The following is a 15,782-nucleotide window of genomic DNA, read 5'->3' as shown; positions in this document are numbered from 1 at the left end:
TTCATGTTGCCCAAGCGCGTCAGCGCTTCATGTTGATCGTGTCCTGCAGCATCTCGTCCGCCGCGGTGACGAGCTTGGTATTCGCCGTATAGGCGCGCTGCGCCACGATCAGCTTGGTGAACTCGGCGCCGATATCCACGTTGGATTTCTCCAAGGCACCGACCACGAGCTTGCCCACGCCGTTGCTCGAGACATCCGTCACCTGCGCCTCGCCGCTTTCGACGGTGCGCATGAAGGCCTGACCATCCAGGCGCTGCAGCTTGTCGGGGTCGCTGAAGGAGACGAGCGGCACACGCGCCACGATGCGCGACTGGCCGTTGTCGTAGTTCACGACGACATCTCCATTGTCACGCACCGCGAGGCCGGAATAGCCGCCGGGCGGCACACCGTTCTGCGAGAGATTGCGCAGGGAGAAATCCGTCCCTGAATACTGCGTGATGCCCTGCGCCACGCCGAAGCGGCCGAGATTCAGCGTGACCGCCTGGTTGCCCAGGCCGAAATCCATCTCGAAGGGGAATTCCACCGCCGTGTTGGTCAGCCCGGTCGTGCCGTCGAAGCTCTCGATCGTGCCGTTGGTGCCGAAGATGATGGGCACGTCCACGCCGCCCGTCACCGGATTGGGCGTGATGGTCATGTTCCAGCCGCGGGGCGTGCCGTCCGTCATCTGCGTGAAGGTGACAGTGACCGGATTGCGGTTGCCCACCTGATCGTAGATCTGCACCTGCGTGCTGTAGGTCTTGGCATCGGCCACCGTGGCCGGCGGATCGAGCGCCGGCAGGTTGGCCGACATCTCGATGATGGAGGTCGCGATCGGGTTGAACACCTCCTGGCTGACGCGCACCGGCGCCAGCGTGGTGCGGTCCACCACGCCCTCGCCATCCACCGGCCAGCCCTGCAGGAAGTAGTTGGCGCCGTTCACCAGATAGCCGTCGCGGTCCATGCGAAAATCGCCGGCGCGGGTGTAGAACTGGCGCTCATCGAAGACGGGCAGCCCGCCCGCGCTGCCGCGCGACTGCGCCACGCTGAAGAAGCCCTGGCCACCGATGGCGAGGCCCAGAGGGTTTTCGCTCTGCTCCACCGTGCCCTGCACCGTATTGGTGAAGTCCGGCCGCGCGATGACCGAGCCCGAGGAGTGCGAGCTGATGCTCGACTGGGTGACGAGGTCGTTGAAGTTGGTGTCGATCCGCTTGAAGCCGGCGGTCTGGCTGTTCGCGAGATTGTCCGAGATGTGGCCGAGCGACCGCGCTTGCGCGTTGATGCCGGAGATGGCCGTGGTCATCGCACCGAAGATCGACATGCAGAGGCTCCATTGCCGAAGGAGAGGGGGCTGGCGGGGCGCAGGCAGGATGCGTGCCAGCGATGACCGGCCCGGGCGCGGCAGAAACTGCCCGGTGGCGGCAGGAAGCGGCCCCGGGGCCGGCGGATCATGCCGGTGGCGCGGCGCCGCGCCCTGGCCCGGGGCTTGCTGCCGCCCGGCCTGGCGCGGAATGCGCGGGCATGGGGCCCGCCCGGCGCGCGACGGAAGGAAGACCGGCATGGAGGGCGCAATTTCCATCGGCCCGACGACCGTGCTCGCGATGGGCATGCCGCCTGTGCTGGCGGAACCCCCTGCGGAAGCCGGCTTCCAGGAGGCATTGAGCCGCAGCGCCGCGCTGCTTGTGCCGGGCGCCGGCGGCGCCACGCCTGCCGCAGCCCTCGCGCCGAGCCCCGCGGCGCTGGCGGGCCAGGCCCCCGCACCCCCGGCCCTCACGCCGGACAGCCCGAGCATCGCCGCCCTTGCTCGCGCATCGGCGGCGGTCGGGTCACAAGGCCCGCCTGCCCCGAGGTCCGGTTTGCCTGACGCCGCGCCCAGCACACTGGCAGCCGCCATGCCGGCGCCGCCCGTAGCCGGGCTGGGCCCGGCCGAAGAGGACCCGCCGTCAGCGCCCGAACTGGCGCCAAACCCAGCGCCGGATATGGCGCAGCTGTCGCCTGACGCCGCCACGCCGCCCCCCGGGCCAGCTGCCGCGCCGCCGGCCGCCGCCAATGCGGCAGAGCCCGGTGAGCCTCCCGTGGAGATTGCGGCAGTGAGGCCGGGCGCCTCCTCGCCGCCGGCGGAGGTGGGGGCCGGCGACGTCGAGGAGACGGAGGCCGCAGAGGACCAGGACGAACCGCCGGTCATCACGACGGGCAGCCAGAGCCCGCCGCCATTGGCGCCGCTTGAAGCGCCGCTCCCATCCCTTTCGCCAGCGGCAGGGGCAGCCGGGCCGCCGCAACCGGTGGCGCGACGGGCAGCGCTCGCCATCGCCGAGACCGCGGCGCCGGCGGCTCCGCCGAACACGGCCCCGGCGCCACCGGCAGAGCCTGAAGAGGCCATGCCAGACGCGCCAGAACAGCCCGATGCGGAACGGGTGGCCGAGGGCAGCTTCGCCCCCGCCGCCGCGCGCCCGGCGCCGACCTCGCCGCGCGCGTCAGTCTCGCCGGCACGAATGCGCGCCGAGGCGGAGGAAGGGAGCCTCGCTCCCGCCGCCCTGGCGTCAGAGCCGGTCGCGGAGGCGGAGCCCGCACCCATCGCGCTCCCCCACGCGCAGCCATCGCGCCCACTGGGGGAGAGCACCGCCAGCAAGCACCTGCCTGCCCCGCCCCCTGCGCTCGCCACAGCCCAGGCGCCACCACAGGCAATCGTGGTGGAGGCCGCGCCCCCGGGCCTGCAGCCGGCGCCGATCACGCCGCGCCTGGCGGAGGCGCCGCCCGGCGCGCCACCACCGGCACCACCACCCATGCGCCAGGTGGCGCATGTCGCCGTTGCACTCGCCTTCACGCCGGCGGGCTCCGGGGGCTTCCAGCTCAGCCTGGAGCCGGGAGAGCTGGGCCGGGTGGAGATCCGTGTGCAACGCGAGGGCGAAACGCATGCGGTGCGCATCGTGGCTGAGCGACCCGAGACGCTCGCCCTGCTGCTGCGCGACCGGCAGGAGCTGGATCGCGGCCTGGCGGATGCGGGGCTGCGGGTGGAGGCGAAGGGCATCGAATTCTCGCTCGGCACCTCCTCGGGCGAGCGTGAGCCGCAGGGGCGGCATGACGCGCGGGGCGGCCCGCCCCCGCGCGGGGCCGGCCCCACCCTGCACGTCACCGCAACCGAGCCCGCGTCCAGCCGCGCGGCGCGCGGCCTTCTCGACCTCAACATCTGACGCGACGGAGAACCCCGCATGAGCGGCAGCATCGGCACCACCCAGACAGCCACCGGCACGTCCACGGCACGCGCATCCACGACCACCGGCATCGGTTCGGACTTCAACACCTTCCTGACGCTGCTGACCACGCAGCTGCAGAACCAGGACCCGACGAATGCGATGGATGCGAACCAGATGACGCAGCAGCTGGTGCAGTTCGCCACCGTCGAGCAGCAGATCAAGGTGAACAGCAATCTCGAACGGCTGCTGAGCGTGGAGCAGGGCAACCAGCTGATCTCCGCCGCTCCGCTGATGGGACGTGTGGTGGAGGTGGAGAGCGATCGCCTCTCGCTGCAGGGCGGCCAGGCGCAGCTGCGGCTGCCGGCGGCCGGCCAGGCGCAGCGCGCGCTGATCACGGTGATGGATTCCGCCGGCCGCACCCTGCGCAGCACGGAGGTGGCGCTGGGCAGCGCGCCCGTGACCTGGAACTGGGATGGGCGCGATGCCAATGGCGCGCAGCAGAATGACGGCGCCTACCGCTTCACCGTGAGCGGCATCCGCGCCGATGGCACGCGCAGCACGCTCGATGCCGGCGTGCTGGCGCGGGCGACGGCGGTGGATCGCAGCGGCGGCGAGGTGCGGCTCAGCCTCGGCGCGCTCTCGGTCAATTTTGACAAGCTGCGCGGCCTGGCCGCGAATTGAGCGAGATTTCGCCGTAGGCGCAGGGCGTTAAGCCTTTCGCAACAGGGTATGCGGCAAGTTCTGCCCAGGGCACAGGATGAGCCTCCGGGAGAATTTGCATGTTGGTGTGCAGCGCGCCGCGTCGGGTGGTGCCATGCAAGGCCTGATCGGTCAGCTTCGCGCCCTGGGGCGGGTCCAGCTGATCGCGCTGGCAGGTGTCGCTCTCGGCGTTCTCGGCCTCATCGGCTTCCTCGTGCTGCGGGCGGGAACGCCGCCCATGGGCCTCCTCTATGGCGATCTCGAGACGCGCGATGCGGGCGCGGTGGTCGCCGCGCTCGAGCGCCAGCGCGTGCCCTATCGCCTCGCCGCCGGCGGCACGCAGGTGCTCGTCCCCGCCGAGGATGTGCCCCGGCTGCGCCTTGCCCTGGCCCGCGAAGGCCTGCCCGCCGGCGGCTCCCTCGGCAATGAGCTGTTCGATCGCAATGAGAGCCTGACCACCACGCCCTTCCAGCAGGAGATGAACCGCCTGCGCGCCCTGGAGGGCGAGCTGGCGCGCAGCATCCGCGCACTGAGCGGCGTGCGCGCGGCGCGCGTCCATCTCGTTCTGCCCCGGCGCGAGGCCTTCTCGCGCGAGCGGGCCGAGGCGCAGGCCAGCGTGCTGCTCACCATGCAGGGCGCGCAGCGGCTGGACCGGGAGGGCGTGCAGGCGGTGCTGCATCTCGTCGTCGCCGCCGTGCCGGGGCTGCGGCCGCAGAATGTCTCCATCGTGGACAGCCGCGGCGAATTGCTGGCGCGCGGCGGCCAGGCGCTGAGCGGGCCGGCCGGCGCGCAGACGCAGGAGGAGTTGCGCCGCGGCCAGGAGGCGCGGCTGTCACGCGCCGTGGAGGAAATGCTGGAGCGCGTGCTGGGCCCAGGCCGCGTCCGCGCCGAAGTCGCGCTCGAGATGGATTTCGACCGCGTGGAAACCCGCGAGGAGCGCTTCGATCCCGAGAACCAGGTCGCCCGCAGCACGCAATCCAGCAACGAGACGAGCCGCAGCACCGAAGGCGGGCCGGTCGGCGTCGGCAACAACCTGCCCGGCGCGGAGCCCGGCGGAGGCGGCAACGGCAACCAGGAGAGCCGCCAGGAGGAGACGACGAATTTCGAGATCGGCCGCACGCTGCGCAATGTGCTGCGCGAGCATCCGGTCACGCGCCGCCTCACCGTCGCCGTGCTGGTGGATGGCGTGACGGAGGCGCGGCCCGACGGCACCGCCGCGAAGCGCGAGCGCACACCCGAGGAACTGGGCCGCATCGCGGGCCTCGTGCGCAACGCCGTGGGCTTCAACGAGCAGCGGGGCGACCGCGTGGAGGTCGTCTCCATGCCCTTCGCCGAACCGGAGGAAGGCCCGCGCGAGGCGGGCATGCTGGGCCTCGACATCCCGCAGGCCGTGCTGGCGCGCCTGATGGAAACCGCCCTCATCGGCGTGCTGATCCTGCTGACGCTGCTGCTGGTGGCGCGGCCCGTGGCGCGCAAGCTCTCGCTCTCGCTCAACCCCACCCCGGCGCTGGCCGGGGCCGGCGGCATGGCCGCTGGTACGCTCGCCGGCGAAGGGGGCGCCGCGCTGCCGGGCCAGCCGGGCGATCCCGCCCTGCCGTCGGGCGAGCGGCCCGCCGGGCTGCTCGGCACCGAGGGCGGCGCGGATGGCGAGCCGATGATGAACCTCGCGCATGTCCAGGGGCAGCTGCGCAGCTCCTCCATCACACGCATCACGAGCCTGGTGGAGGCCTACCCCGACGAAGCCTTGCTCGCGGTCCGCCGCTGGCTCACCCCGGAGGATGACGCATGAGTGGACGCAGGCGCATGGCGGGCACGCAGAAGGCCGCCATCCTGATGCTGGCGCTTGGCGAGGAGCACGCGACGCGCTTCTTCGAGCGGCTGCACGAGGATGAGATCCGCGATCTCTCCCACGCCATGTCGCAGCTCGGCACGATCCCGGCGGAGACGGTGGAGGCGATCTGCGAGGAATTCGCGGGGCAGATCGGCCAGGCGGGCAGCCTCGTCGGCTCCTATGAGAGCACCGAGCGGATGCTGCTGCGCACCCTGCCGCCCGAGCGCGTGAACCAGATCATGGAGGAGATCCGCGGCCCGGCCGGCCGCACCATCTTCGACAAGCTGGGCAATGTGAACGAGACGGTCCTCGCGAACTACCTGAAGAACGAATACCCGCAGACCGTGGCCGTGGTGCTGAGCAAGGTGAAGCCCGACCACGCCGCGCGCGTCCTCTCCATCCTGCCCGAGGGCTTCGCCATGGAGGTGGTGATGCGCATGCTGCGGATGGAGAATGTCCAGAAGGAGGCGCTGGAGGGCGTGGAGCGCACGCTGCGCATGGAGTTCATGTCCAACCTGGCGCGGACGCAGCGCCGCGACGCGCACGAAATGATGGCCAACATCTTCAACGGCCTCGATCGCCAGGCGGAGGCGCGCCTCATGGCCGCGCTGGAGGAGCGCAACTTCGAGGCGGCGGAGCGCATCCGCTCGCTCATGTTCACCTTCGACGACCTGAAGCGGCTGGATCCGGCAGGGCTGCAGTTGCTGCTGCGCTCCGTCGAAAAGGAGCGCCTGACGCTGGCCCTGAAGGGCGCCGCCGAGGAGATGCGCGATCTCTTCTTCCGCAACATGACCGAGCGCGCGGCCAAGCTGCTGCGCGACGACATCGCCGCCCTCGGTCCCGTGCGCCTCAAGGATGTGGACGAGGCGCAGGCCGCCGTCGTCACCGCCGCCAAGGACCTCGCCGCGCAGGGCCAGATCCAGCTCTCCGAGGGCAAGGATGACGAGCTTGTTGAATGAGACTGAGAGCCGGCAGGAGGCCGCATGAGCGACGCGACGGAAGAGTTTGTCCCGACCACGCCGGGCGCGCCCGCCGATGGCGAGCGCGCGCCGCCGCCGCCGCGTGACCTCGAGGCGGTCTATGACATTCCCGTGCAGGTCAGCGCCGTGCTGGGCCGCGCGACGATGCAGGTGAGCCAGCTGCTCAAGCTCGGCCGCGGTGCCGTGGTGGAGCTGGACCGCAAGCTGGGCGAGGCGGTGGACATCTACGTCAACAACCGCCTCGTCGCGCGCGGCGAGGTGGTGATGGTGGAGGATAATCGCCTCGGCATCACCATGACCGAGATCGTGAAGGCGGATCGCGCCACATGACGCGGCTGCTGATCATCGGCTCGCTGGCCGGCGAGCTGGGCCATGCCGCGCGCATCGCGAGCGCGCGCGGCGCGCAGCTGACGCAGGTTGAGGGCGTGACGCCCGCGCTGGAGCGGCTGCGCGGCGCCGGCGCCGACCTCATCCTCGCCGATGCCGCGCATGACCTGCCCTGGCTGCTGGAGCGCCTGGCGGAGGAGCGCATCGCCACCCCGCTCATCGCCTGCGGGCGCAACGCCGATGCGGATTCCGTGCTGCGCGCCATCCGCGCCGGCGCGCGGGAATTCCTGCCCCTGCCGCCTGAGGCGGAGCTGATCGCCGCCATGCTCCAGGCGGTAACGGCGGAGCATGAGGCACCGGTCTGCCGCGATCCGGCGATGCAGGCGCTGCTCGCCCGCGCCGGGCAACTCGCGCGCGCCGAGGCCTCCGTCCTCATCACCGGTGAGAGCGGCACCGGCAAGGAGGTGCTGGCGCGCCACATCCATGCGGCATCGCGCCGCGCGCGCGGCCCCTTCGTGGCGCTGAACTGCGCGGTCCTGCCGGAGGCGCTGCTGGAGAGCGAGCTCTTCGGCCATGAGCGCGGCGCCTTCAGCGGCGCCGTCGCCGCGCGCAAAGGCAAGTTCGAGCAGGCCGATCGCGGCACGCTGCTGCTGGATGAGATCGGCGAGATGGATGTGCGGCTGCAATCCAAGCTGCTGCGCGCCATCCAGGAGCGCGAGGTGGACAAGCTCGGCGGCACGCAGCCGGTGCGCGTGGATGTGCGCATCCTCGCCGCCACCAACCGCGACCTTGCGGCCGAGGTGCGCGCTGGCCGCTTCCGGGAGGATTTGTACTTCCGCCTGAACGTCGTGCAGCTGCGCATCCCGCCGCTGCGCGAACGCGCGGGCGACATCCTGCCGCTGGCCGAGCATTTCGCCGCCCGCTACGCCGCCGCGAACGGACTGCCCGCGCGGCCTCTTTCGCCCGCCGCCACCGCGCGCCTCATGGCGCATCCCTGGCCGGGCAATGTGCGCGAGCTGGAGAACGCGCTGCACCGCGCCGTGCTGCTGGCCACGAGCCCAGAGATCGGCGCCGATGCGATCGAGCTCGGCAGTGCGCCGGCCGAAGCCCAGGCGGATGCGCCCATGCCTGAGGCCACCGCGCCCGCCCACCCCATCGCGGCCCTGGTCGGCCGCCGCATGGAGGAGGTGGAGCGTGAACTGATCCTGGAGACGCTGGGCCGCTGCCTCGGCAACCGCACGCGCGCGGCCGAGATCCTGGGCATCTCCATCCGCACGCTGCGCAACAAGCTGGCCGAGTATCGCGGCCAGGGCGTCGCCGTGCCGCTCGCGCCCGGGCAGCTGCCCGAGAGCTGGCGCGTCGCGTGAACGCCGCCGCCCTCCCCGCCTGGCTGCGCAACCTCCGCCTCTCCTCCGAGGTGATGCTGGTGGCCGGCGTGCTGCTGGTCATGATCATCCTGATCGTGCCGCTGCCCGCCATGCTGCTGGATGCGGCGCTCGCGCTGAACATCGTCGTCTCGGTGCTCATGCTCATGGTGGCGCTGCTGCTGACGCGGCCACTCGACTTCCAGTCCTTTCCGCAGCTGCTGCTGATCACCACGCTGTTCCGCCTCGGCCTCAACGTCGCCACCACGCGCGCCATCCTCGCCAATGGGCATGAGGGGCCGGAGGCGGCGGGCGGCGTGATCGCCGCCTTCGGCAACTTCCTGATGAGCGGCGACATCCTGGTGGGCATGATCGTCTTCGCCATCCTGCTCATCGTGAACCATGTCGTCGTCTCCAAGGGCGCGGGCCGCATCGCCGAGGTCGCGGCGCGCTTCCACCTGGACGCCATGCCCGGCAAGCAGATGGCCATTGATGCCGATCTCTCCGCCGGCACGATCGACGAGGCCCAGGCCCGGCTGCGGCGCCGCGAACTCCAGGAGGAAAGCGGCTTCCACGGCGCCATGGATGGCGCGTCCAAATTCGTGAAGGGCGATGCCATCGCCGGCCTCATCTCCACCTTCATCAACCTGCTGGGCGGGCTGGCCATTGGCCTCGGCCGGCACGGCATGAGCTTTGGTGACGCGGTGGAGACCTATTCGATCCTCACCGTCGGCGATGGCCTGGTGGGCCAGATTCCGGCGCTGCTGGTCAGCGTGGCGGCGGCCATCGTCGTCACCAAGGCCGCGCGTGACGAGCAGGCGGACCAGCTCATGGCGCGCGAGCTGACCGGCTGGAAGCCGCTCGCCATCGCCTCGGCCTCGGCGCTGGTGCTGGGGGCCATGCCGGGCATGCCGCTGCTGCCCTTCCTCGTCATCGCGGGCGCCACGGGCGCCGCCGCCTGGTTCCAGCGCCGGGCGAGCCTCGCCGCACCACCCCTGCCGGAGGAACCGCCCCCCATCCCGACCGAGCCCGCGGTGGCCGAGGCGCTGCGCATGGATCTGCTGCGGCTCGAGCTGGGCTATGGCCTGCTTTCGCTCGCTTCCGGCGAGGCGCCACGCCTGACCGAGCAGATCCGCGGCCTGCGCCGCTCCATCGCGCAGGAGATGGGCTTCGTCCTCCCCTCCGTCCGCATCCAGGACAATCTCGATCTGCCGCCCGACACCTACATCCTGCGTGTGAAGGAGATCGAGGCGGTGCGCGGTACGCTGCGGCCGCCGCGCCATCTCGCCATCAATCCCGAGGGCGGCCTGCCCGACCTGCCGGGCGAGAAGACGACCGAGCCCGCCTTCGGCCTGCCCGCCCTCTGGATCGAGGAGACCCTGCGCGAGGAGGCGCTGGCGCGCGGCTGCACCGTGGTGGATTGCGCCGGCGTGCTGGCCACGCACCTGACCGAGGTGGTGCGCGAGAACATGAGCGAGCTGCTCTCCTACAGCGAGACGGTGAAGCTGCTCGACGAACTCCCGCGGGACCAGCAGAAGCTGGTGCAGGACCTCATCCCCTCGCAGGTCAGCATCGGCCTGCTGCAACGCCTGCTCCAGGCCCTGCTGGCCGAGCGCGTCTCCATCCGTGACCTGCCGACCATCCTGGAAGGCTTGCAGGAGGCGGCGGCGGCGGGCATGCGCTCGCTCCCGCAGATGCTGGGCATCGTGCGCATGCGCCTCTCCCGCCAGCTCTCCGAGGCGGCGCGCGGGCCGCAAGGCTATGTGCCCATCGTGATGCTCTCACCCGAGTGGGAGGTGGCCTTCACGGAATCCCTGGCCGGCCCGCCGGAAGATCGCCAATTGGCGATGGAACCCGCACGGCTGCAGGCCTTCATGCAGCGCCTGCGCGATGTGCTCGACGCACAGGCCGCGCAGGGCGAGCACCCGGCGCTGCTCTGCTCGGGCGCGCTGCGCCCGCATCTGCGCGCCATCATCGAGCGTTTCCGGCCCAGCACGCCCGTCCTCTCCCAGGCCGAGATCCATCCGCGCGTGCGCATCCGCAGCCTGGCCAGCGTCTGAGCCATGCGGCTGCGGGTCTTTCACGCGCGCAACGCCACACTTGCCCTCGCCGCCGTGCGCGATGCGCTGGGTGAGGAGGCGGTGGTGCTCGGCACGCGGCGTGTGGCGGGCGGCGTCGAGGTCACGGCAGCGTTGGACCTGGCCGAGCCCGAACTGATCGAACCCGAGCCGGAGCCGCCCCCCTCCGAACTCGCGCGACACAATCTGGGCGCGGCGCTGAGCGGCGCCTTTCCGGGCCCCGATCTGACGGGCGCGCTGGCGGCGCGGATCGCCTTCGAGCCCTTGCCCGAGGATCGCCCGCTGCTGCTGGTGGGCCCGCCCGGCGCGGGCAAGACGCTGACCTGCGCGAAGCTCGCCGCGCGCGCCAAGATGGCGGGGCACACGCCCATCGTCGTCACCGCCGATGGCGCGCGCGCCGGGGCGGTGGAGCAGCTCGCCGCCTTCACGCGGCTGCTGCGCGTCACCCTCGCCGTCGCCGCCGTGCCGGAAGCCTTGGCCAAGGCGCTCAGCGCGCGACAACCCGGGCAGCTCGCGCTCGTGGATGGCTTCGGCTGCGACCCCTTCGACGAGACGCAGGCCGAGCGCCTGTATCGCCTGATCCGTGCCGCGGACGCGACGCCGGTGCTGGTGCTGCCCGCCGGCCTGGACGCCGAGGAGAGTGCCGAGATCGCCCGCGCCTTCCACCAACTGGGCGCCCGGCACCTGCTGCCCACGCGGCTCGACATGGCGCGGCGGCTGGGCGGCGTGCTCTCCGCCGCCTGCGCCGGCCTGGCCCTGACCGAGGCGGGCATCGGCCCGCAGGTGGCGCATGGGCTGCAACCCCTTTCCCCCGCCTGGCTGGCCGCGCGCCTGTCGGGCAGCCCTGACCGGGAGAATCCCGCATGAGCATGCCCCGTCTCATCGCCATCGCCTCCGGCAAGGGCGGCGTCGGCAAGACCTGCCTGGCCATCGGCCTCGCCCAGGCGCTGGCCGAGGCGGGGGGCCGCGTCGCGCTGGTGGATGGCGATCTCGGCCTTGCCAATGTGGATGTGCAACTCGGCCTCGATCCGCGGCATGACCTGGGCGATGTGCTGACGGGGCGCTGCGCGATGGCGGCCGCCCTGCTGCATCACCCGTCGGGCTTCGCCGTGCTGCCGGGCCGCTCCGGCTCCACCGCGCTCGCCACGCTGGACCGCGCGGGCGCCGCCGAGCTCGTGGCGCTGCTGCGCGGCCTGCCGATGGATTGGGTGCTGCTCGACCTCGGTGCGGGCATCGGCGCGGCACAGCGGGGGCTGGCGGCGATGGCCGATGAACTGGTGGTCGTCGCCACCGAGGAGCCGACCTCCATCACCGATGCCTATGCGGTGCTGAAGCTGCACCGGCGCGATGCGCCAGGAGGCCAAGCGGGGCTGCTGGTGAACATGGCGGCACAGCCGGCGCGCGTTCATGCGGCGCTGGACGCGGCCTGCCGCGGCTTCCTGGGCCAGGGGCTGACGCTGCTGGGCGCCGTGCGGCGCGACCCCCGCATGCCGGCGGCGATCCGTGCGCAGGCGCCGCTGCTGACGCGCCATCCGAACACGCCCGCCGCCGAGGATCTGCGCCGCCTCGCCGCGCAGCTGCAGCAGGCGCGACAAGCCGCGTGACTTCGCGTAAAGGCCGCGCATGTCGACCGCATCCGAGCGCCAGGCGCGGCGCGTGCAGCGCTATTACCGTTGGCTCGACGGCATTTCCTTCTACCGGGAACGCCGCGCCGCCGGGGAGGCGGTGCACCCCGTGCACCGGGCCCTGGCTGACCCGACGGGCGGCCCGCCCTCGCCCCTGGTGATCCATCGCCTGATGCTGGAAGGCCTGGCGCTGCCCGAGGCACCCCGCGTGCTCGATGCCGGCTGCGGCTATGGCGCCACCATGCTCGACCTCGCACCCCGCCTGGGAGGCGACTGGACCGGCCTCACCCTCTCGCCCGAGCAGGCGGCGCGCGGCAATGCGGCGCTGGCGGTGGCTGGCCTGTCGGCGCGCGTGCGCGTGCAGGTGCAATCCTATGATGCCCCGCCGGCCGGCCCTTTCGACCTGATCTATGGCATCGAGAGCCTGATCCACAGCGCCGATCCACGCGCCACGCTCGCCGGCCTCGCGCAGCGGCTGGCGCCGGGCGGGCATCTTCTGGTGGTGGACGACATGCCCGAGCCCAACCTGCCGCCGGAACCCGCGCAGCGCCTTGCGCAGTTCAAGCAGGATTGGCGCTGCCCCGTCGCGCCCGATCGCGACGGCTGGATCGCGGCGCTGCGCGATGCGGGGCTTGAACTGGTCGGCGAGCGCGACCTCAATCCGCTGCTGCAGGTGCGCGGCATGGCGGAGGTGGCACCGCGCCTCGCGGAAGTGCGGCGCAGATCCTGGCTGTCGCGCAGTCTCGGCTTCGGCGTGCGCGCGGAGGCCGAGATCGGTGGCCTGCTGCTCGAAAGCCTGCAGACCGAGGGCTGGGTGCATTACCGCCTGCTGGCGGCGCGGAAGCCGGCCTAAACCGCCGCCTTCGCCGCGGCCTGGATGCGCGCCAGCACCGCCATCACGCCATTGCGGCGCGAGAGGCTGAGATGCTCGCCCAGGCCGAGGCGCGTCAGGAAGCCCGCATCGGTGGCCAGGATCTCTTCCGCGCGGCGGCCATCCAGCACGCGCAGCAGCAGCGCGAGCAGGCCCTGCACGAAGGCGGCGTCGCTCGCCGCGCGCAGATGCACGCGCCCATCAGCGACGCGCGTCACCAGCCAGACGCGCGACTGGCAGCCCGAGACGCGGTTCGCCTCCACCATCTCCTCGGGCGCGAGGGGTGCGAGTTCACGCCCCATGTCCATGAGGTAGCGGTAGCGGTCCTCCCAATCGTCGAAGAGGGCGAAGCCCTCCTCGAGATCGGCGATGACGGTCTCGATGCTGGCCTCGTGCTGCGCGGTCACGAGGACTTGGCGAAGGCGACCAGCGCCTCGCTGGCGGCCAGCTTGTCGATCTTCTCGATGGCCGCGTATTCGGCGGCGAGCCGCTCCAGCGCCTGCTCGTAGATCTGGCGTTCGCTGAAGGACTGGTCGGGCTGCCCGGCATTGCGCTGCAGGTCCCGCACGACCTCCGCGATCTGGATCGGGTCGCCGCTGTTGATCTTCGCCTCGTATTCCTGGGCGCGGCGGGACCACATGGTGCGCTTGATGCGCGCGCGGCCCTTCAGCGTATCAATGGCCGCCTCGAACTCCTTCTGGGTGAAGAGCTTGCGCAGGCCCGCCGTGGGCACCTTGTTGACCGGGACGCGCAGCGTCATCCGGTTCTCCTCGAAGGTGACGACGATCATGTGGTGGTCCATGCCGGCCACCTCGATCACCTCGATGCCCTGCACGGTGCCGACGCCATGCGTCGGATAGACCACATGGTCGCCCGCCTTGAACTCGACCTTGGGGCCGGGCGGGCGGGGCGGCGTGGATTGTCCCTCGGCGAAGCCCGGGCGGCCGGGGCTACGGACGGCGAAGGAGGGCGGCATGTTCGGCCGGCCCATGGGCGGGCGCGGCGACATGGGGTTGGTGGTGGGGCGCACCGGCATGTTGGGCGGGGCGGCCACGACGATGGAGGGGCGCGGACCGGCGGGCGCCGGCGTGGGCTCAGGGGCGGGCGCGGTCGTGGGCGCCGGGGCGGGCGGCGGCGCCTCGGCGGTGGCGGCGGGCTTTTCTGCCTTGGCCGGGGCCGTCTTCGTGGGCGCGGATTTCGGAGTGGACTTGGCCTCGGAGGCCTTGCTCTTGGTCACTGGAGGTAAGGTTGCCTTGCTGGTGGAGACGGCCGGGGGGGCGGCCGGTGGAGCGGATGGGGTGGGCTTGGAGGGCGGGGGCGCCGCGGCGGGGGCCGCAACGACCTTGGTCTTGGTGACCGGGGCAGGTGCCTTGGCCTTGGCGGGCTTCGCCGGTGCCGGCTTCGGCGTCGGCTTGGCCGCCGGCTTGGCGGCCGGCTTGGCGGCCGGCTTGGTCGCAGCCTTCGCTGCGGGCTTGGCCGGCGCCTTGGCCGGGGCCTTCGCAGCGGGCTTCGTCGCAGCCTTGCTGGCCGGCTTGGGCGCCGCCTTGGCGGCCGGCTTCTTCACCGTCTTGGGCGCCGCCTTTGCGGCAGGCTTCGCGGCCGGCTTGCTGCTGGAGCGGGCGGGCTTGGCTTTCGCCTTGGCGGGCTTGGCGGACGAGGCCATGGGGCGCTTTGCTCCTGCATGCCGAGGAAAGGTTCGGAACGCGGCCCTCGCCCGGCGGAAACCCGGCGGAACAAGGGCAAGCAACGTCTCCGGCGCTGAAGCGTAACACAAAAAACGCAACGGGTCACGCCCGGCGGGAGTTCCGCCCGCGCGATGCCTCAGGGCTTGCCGGGCTCGGGGCTCAAAAGCTCGCGCTTGCCGGGCTTGTCCTTCCATTCATCGGCATCGGCCGGCGGCTCGCCCTTGCGGGTGATGTTCGGCCAGGACTGCGCGTAGTTCCGGTTCAGCTCGACCCAGGCCGTGGCCTTGTCGTCGCTGTCGGGCAGGATGGCCTCGGCCGGGCATTCCGGCTCGCAGACGCCGCAGTCGATGCACTCGTCGGGATGGATCACGAGCATGTTCTCGCCCACGTAGAAGCAGTCCACCGGACAGACCTCCACGCAGTCCATGTACTTGCACTTGATGCAGTTTTCAGTGACGACGTAGGTCACAAACACAGCTCCCGATGGCGACGCGGAGCCCTAGGAATGGCCCTGCCACGCCGGATTGTCCAGCCATGCGGCGCGTCATTCCGTGATTGAAATCTTCTCGTAAAGGCCGCGCGCCTCCTCGGGCGGGCCGCGCCGCGTGCCCAGCGCCAGCACGCGCCAGACCTCCACCTCGCCGTGGCGGGGGAAGGTCAGCACATCACCCACCCGGATGCGCGCATGGGCCTTGGTGACCGGCTGGCGGTTGAGGCGGAAGCCACCCGCCTCGATCAGCGCACCGCAATCGGCTTTGGACCGGGCCAGGCGCGCATGCCAGAGCCAGGCATCGAGACGCAGGAAGGGCGCGCCCCCCTCCATCCGCTACTTCAGCTTGAGCTTCATCAGCGCGGCGAAGGGGCTGTCCTCCACCTTGCTGGCCAGGCGGTCCTCATGGAAGGTCCGCGTCTCCGGCCCGCCGGGGCCACGGTCGCGCTCGCGATCGCGCGGCGGACGGGGACCGTCGCGGCGGCTCTCGTCGCGCTTGCGGTCGCCCTGCCCCCCGCCTTGGCCCGGCGGGCCATCGCGGCGCGGGCCATCCTTGCGACCCTCGGGGCGAAAGCCCTCCTTCCTGGGGCCATCGCGGCGGCCTTCCGGACGCGCCCCCTCGGGCTGGCCCTCGGCCGGGCGCGGGCCGCGGTGGCGGTCGC

At 71.8% G+C, this 15,782-nt stretch carries 16 protein-coding genes and 1 pseudogene; 11 read left to right on the top strand and 6 right to left on the bottom strand.

Annotation, left to right across the window (positions count from 1 at the left end; genetic code table 11):
• Positions 1-19: 19 nt before the first annotated feature.
• Positions 20-1,297, bottom strand: coding sequence for a flagellar hook protein FlgE (gene flgE / locus KTR66_RS21720; RefSeq protein WP_213616381.1), 1,278 nt, complete (start codon positions 1,295-1,297; stop codon positions 20-22).
• A 1,057-nt stretch (positions 1,298-2,354) separates the two neighbouring features.
• Between flgE and KTR66_RS21715 the strand changes: the two genes are divergently transcribed.
• The 10 genes from KTR66_RS21715 (at position 2,355) to KTR66_RS21670 (ending at position 12,927) form a co-directional block, all read left to right on the top strand.
• Positions 2,355-3,167, top strand: a complete 813-nt coding sequence (locus KTR66_RS21715) for a flagellar hook-length control protein FliK (RefSeq protein WP_213616379.1) — start codon at positions 2,355-2,357, stop codon at positions 3,165-3,167.
• Between the two features lie 18 nt (positions 3,168-3,185).
• Entirely contained in the window at positions 3,186-3,851 is a 666-nt protein-coding gene (locus KTR66_RS21710; protein WP_213616377.1) for a flagellar hook assembly protein FlgD, read from the top strand.
• A 133-nt stretch (positions 3,852-3,984) separates the two neighbouring features.
• Positions 3,985-5,658 (top strand): flagellar basal-body MS-ring/collar protein FliF, encoded by a 1,674-nt coding sequence (gene fliF / locus KTR66_RS21705; RefSeq protein WP_213616375.1) that lies wholly within the window; start codon positions 3,985-3,987, stop codon positions 5,656-5,658.
• Entirely contained in the window at positions 5,655-6,659 is a 1,005-nt protein-coding gene (gene fliG / locus KTR66_RS21700) for a flagellar motor switch protein FliG (RefSeq protein ID WP_249732341.1), read from the top strand. The genes fliF and fliG overlap by 4 nt, the downstream gene beginning before the upstream one ends.
• Before the next feature lie 24 nt (positions 6,660-6,683).
• Entirely contained in the window at positions 6,684-7,010 is a 327-nt protein-coding gene (gene fliN, locus KTR66_RS21695; RefSeq protein WP_249732340.1) for a flagellar motor switch protein FliN, read from the top strand.
• Positions 7,007-8,374, top strand: coding sequence for a sigma-54 dependent transcriptional regulator (locus KTR66_RS21690; protein WP_213616372.1), 1,368 nt, complete (start codon positions 7,007-7,009; stop codon positions 8,372-8,374). Before fliN ends, KTR66_RS21690 begins: the two co-directional genes overlap by 4 nt.
• Positions 8,371-10,431 carry a flagellar biosynthesis protein FlhA gene (gene flhA, locus KTR66_RS21685; RefSeq protein ID WP_371819193.1) on the top strand — a complete coding sequence of 687 codons (2,061 nt, stop codon included), beginning with the start codon at positions 8,371-8,373 and terminating at the stop codon, positions 10,429-10,431. Before KTR66_RS21690 ends, flhA begins: the two co-directional genes overlap by 4 nt.
• 3 nt (positions 10,432-10,434) lie before the next feature.
• Positions 10,435-11,316, top strand: coding sequence for an AAA family ATPase (locus KTR66_RS21680; RefSeq protein ID WP_213616370.1), 882 nt, complete (start codon positions 10,435-10,437; stop codon positions 11,314-11,316).
• Complete coding sequence (locus KTR66_RS21675; protein WP_213616368.1) at positions 11,313-12,053, top strand: P-loop NTPase; 741 nt, start codon at positions 11,313-11,315, stop codon at positions 12,051-12,053. The genes KTR66_RS21680 and KTR66_RS21675 overlap by 4 nt, the downstream gene beginning before the upstream one ends.
• A 19-nt stretch (positions 12,054-12,072) precedes the next feature.
• Positions 12,073-12,927, top strand: a complete 855-nt coding sequence (locus KTR66_RS21670) for a methyltransferase domain-containing protein (RefSeq protein ID WP_213616366.1) — start codon at positions 12,073-12,075, stop codon at positions 12,925-12,927.
• On the opposite strand, the gene KTR66_RS21665 is transcribed toward KTR66_RS21670, so the two are convergent.
• Together KTR66_RS21665 and KTR66_RS24940 are read right to left on the bottom strand one after the other, a co-directional pair.
• Complete coding sequence (locus KTR66_RS21665) at positions 12,924-13,352, bottom strand: SufE family protein (RefSeq protein WP_371819192.1); 429 nt, start codon at positions 13,350-13,352, stop codon at positions 12,924-12,926. The two genes, KTR66_RS21670 and KTR66_RS21665, sit on opposite strands and share 4 nt — an antisense overlap.
• Positions 13,349-14,182, bottom strand: a complete 834-nt coding sequence (locus KTR66_RS24940) for a CarD family transcriptional regulator (RefSeq protein WP_371819191.1) — start codon at positions 14,180-14,182, stop codon at positions 13,349-13,351. Before KTR66_RS24940 ends, KTR66_RS21665 begins: the two co-directional genes overlap by 4 nt.
• 139 nt (positions 14,183-14,321) lie before the next feature.
• Here KTR66_RS24940 and KTR66_RS24935 point away from each other — a divergent pair, with 139 nt between their 5' ends.
• Entirely contained in the window at positions 14,322-14,714 is a 393-nt protein-coding gene (locus tag KTR66_RS24935) for a hypothetical protein (protein WP_249732339.1), read from the top strand.
• A gap of 52 nt (positions 14,715-14,766) precedes the next feature.
• Here KTR66_RS24935 and fdxA read toward each other — a convergent pair whose 3' ends face one another.
• The 3 genes and pseudogenes from fdxA to KTR66_RS21645 all read right to left on the bottom strand — a co-directional run.
• Entirely contained in the window at positions 14,767-15,099 is a 333-nt protein-coding gene (fdxA, locus tag KTR66_RS21655) for a ferredoxin FdxA (RefSeq protein WP_213616361.1), read from the bottom strand.
• Between the two features lie 75 nt (positions 15,100-15,174).
• Positions 15,175-15,453, bottom strand: a complete 279-nt coding sequence (locus KTR66_RS21650) for an RNA-binding S4 domain-containing protein (protein WP_213616359.1) — start codon at positions 15,451-15,453, stop codon at positions 15,175-15,177.
• A gap of 3 nt (positions 15,454-15,456) precedes the next feature.
• A pseudogene (locus tag KTR66_RS21645) lies at positions 15,457-15,782 on the bottom strand (hypothetical protein); the annotation flags it as partial.

Source organism: Roseococcus sp. SDR, from assembly GCF_019083995.1.
Taxonomy (GTDB): domain Bacteria; phylum Pseudomonadota; class Alphaproteobacteria; order Acetobacterales; family Acetobacteraceae; genus Roseococcus.
This window is presented reverse-complemented; position numbering and strand designations above follow the sequence as displayed.

Excerpts from the sequence above, each read along its gene's own strand:
- flgE (WP_213616381.1), bottom strand. The coding sequence starts at position 1,297 with ATGTCGATCTTCGGTGCGATGACCACGGCCATCTCCGGCATCAACGCG.
- KTR66_RS21715 (WP_213616379.1), top strand. The coding sequence starts at position 2,355 with ATGCCAGACGCGCCAGAACAGCCCGATGCGGAACGGGTGGCCGAGGGC.
- KTR66_RS21710 (WP_213616377.1), top strand. The coding sequence starts at position 3,186 with ATGAGCGGCAGCATCGGCACCACCCAGACAGCCACCGGCACGTCCACG.
- fliF (WP_213616375.1), top strand. The coding sequence starts at position 3,985 with ATGCAAGGCCTGATCGGTCAGCTTCGCGCCCTGGGGCGGGTCCAGCTG.
- fliG (WP_249732341.1), top strand. The coding sequence starts at position 5,655 with ATGAGTGGACGCAGGCGCATGGCGGGCACGCAGAAGGCCGCCATCCTG.
- fliN (WP_249732340.1), top strand. The coding sequence starts at position 6,684 with ATGAGCGACGCGACGGAAGAGTTTGTCCCGACCACGCCGGGCGCGCCC.
- KTR66_RS21690 (WP_213616372.1), top strand. The coding sequence starts at position 7,007 with ATGACGCGGCTGCTGATCATCGGCTCGCTGGCCGGCGAGCTGGGCCAT.
- KTR66_RS21680 (WP_213616370.1), top strand. The coding sequence starts at position 10,435 with ATGCGGCTGCGGGTCTTTCACGCGCGCAACGCCACACTTGCCCTCGCC.
- KTR66_RS21675 (WP_213616368.1), top strand. The coding sequence starts at position 11,313 with ATGAGCATGCCCCGTCTCATCGCCATCGCCTCCGGCAAGGGCGGCGTC.
- KTR66_RS21670 (WP_213616366.1), top strand. The coding sequence starts at position 12,073 with ATGTCGACCGCATCCGAGCGCCAGGCGCGGCGCGTGCAGCGCTATTAC.
- KTR66_RS21650 (WP_213616359.1), bottom strand. The coding sequence starts at position 15,453 with ATGGAGGGGGGCGCGCCCTTCCTGCGTCTCGATGCCTGGCTCTGGCAT.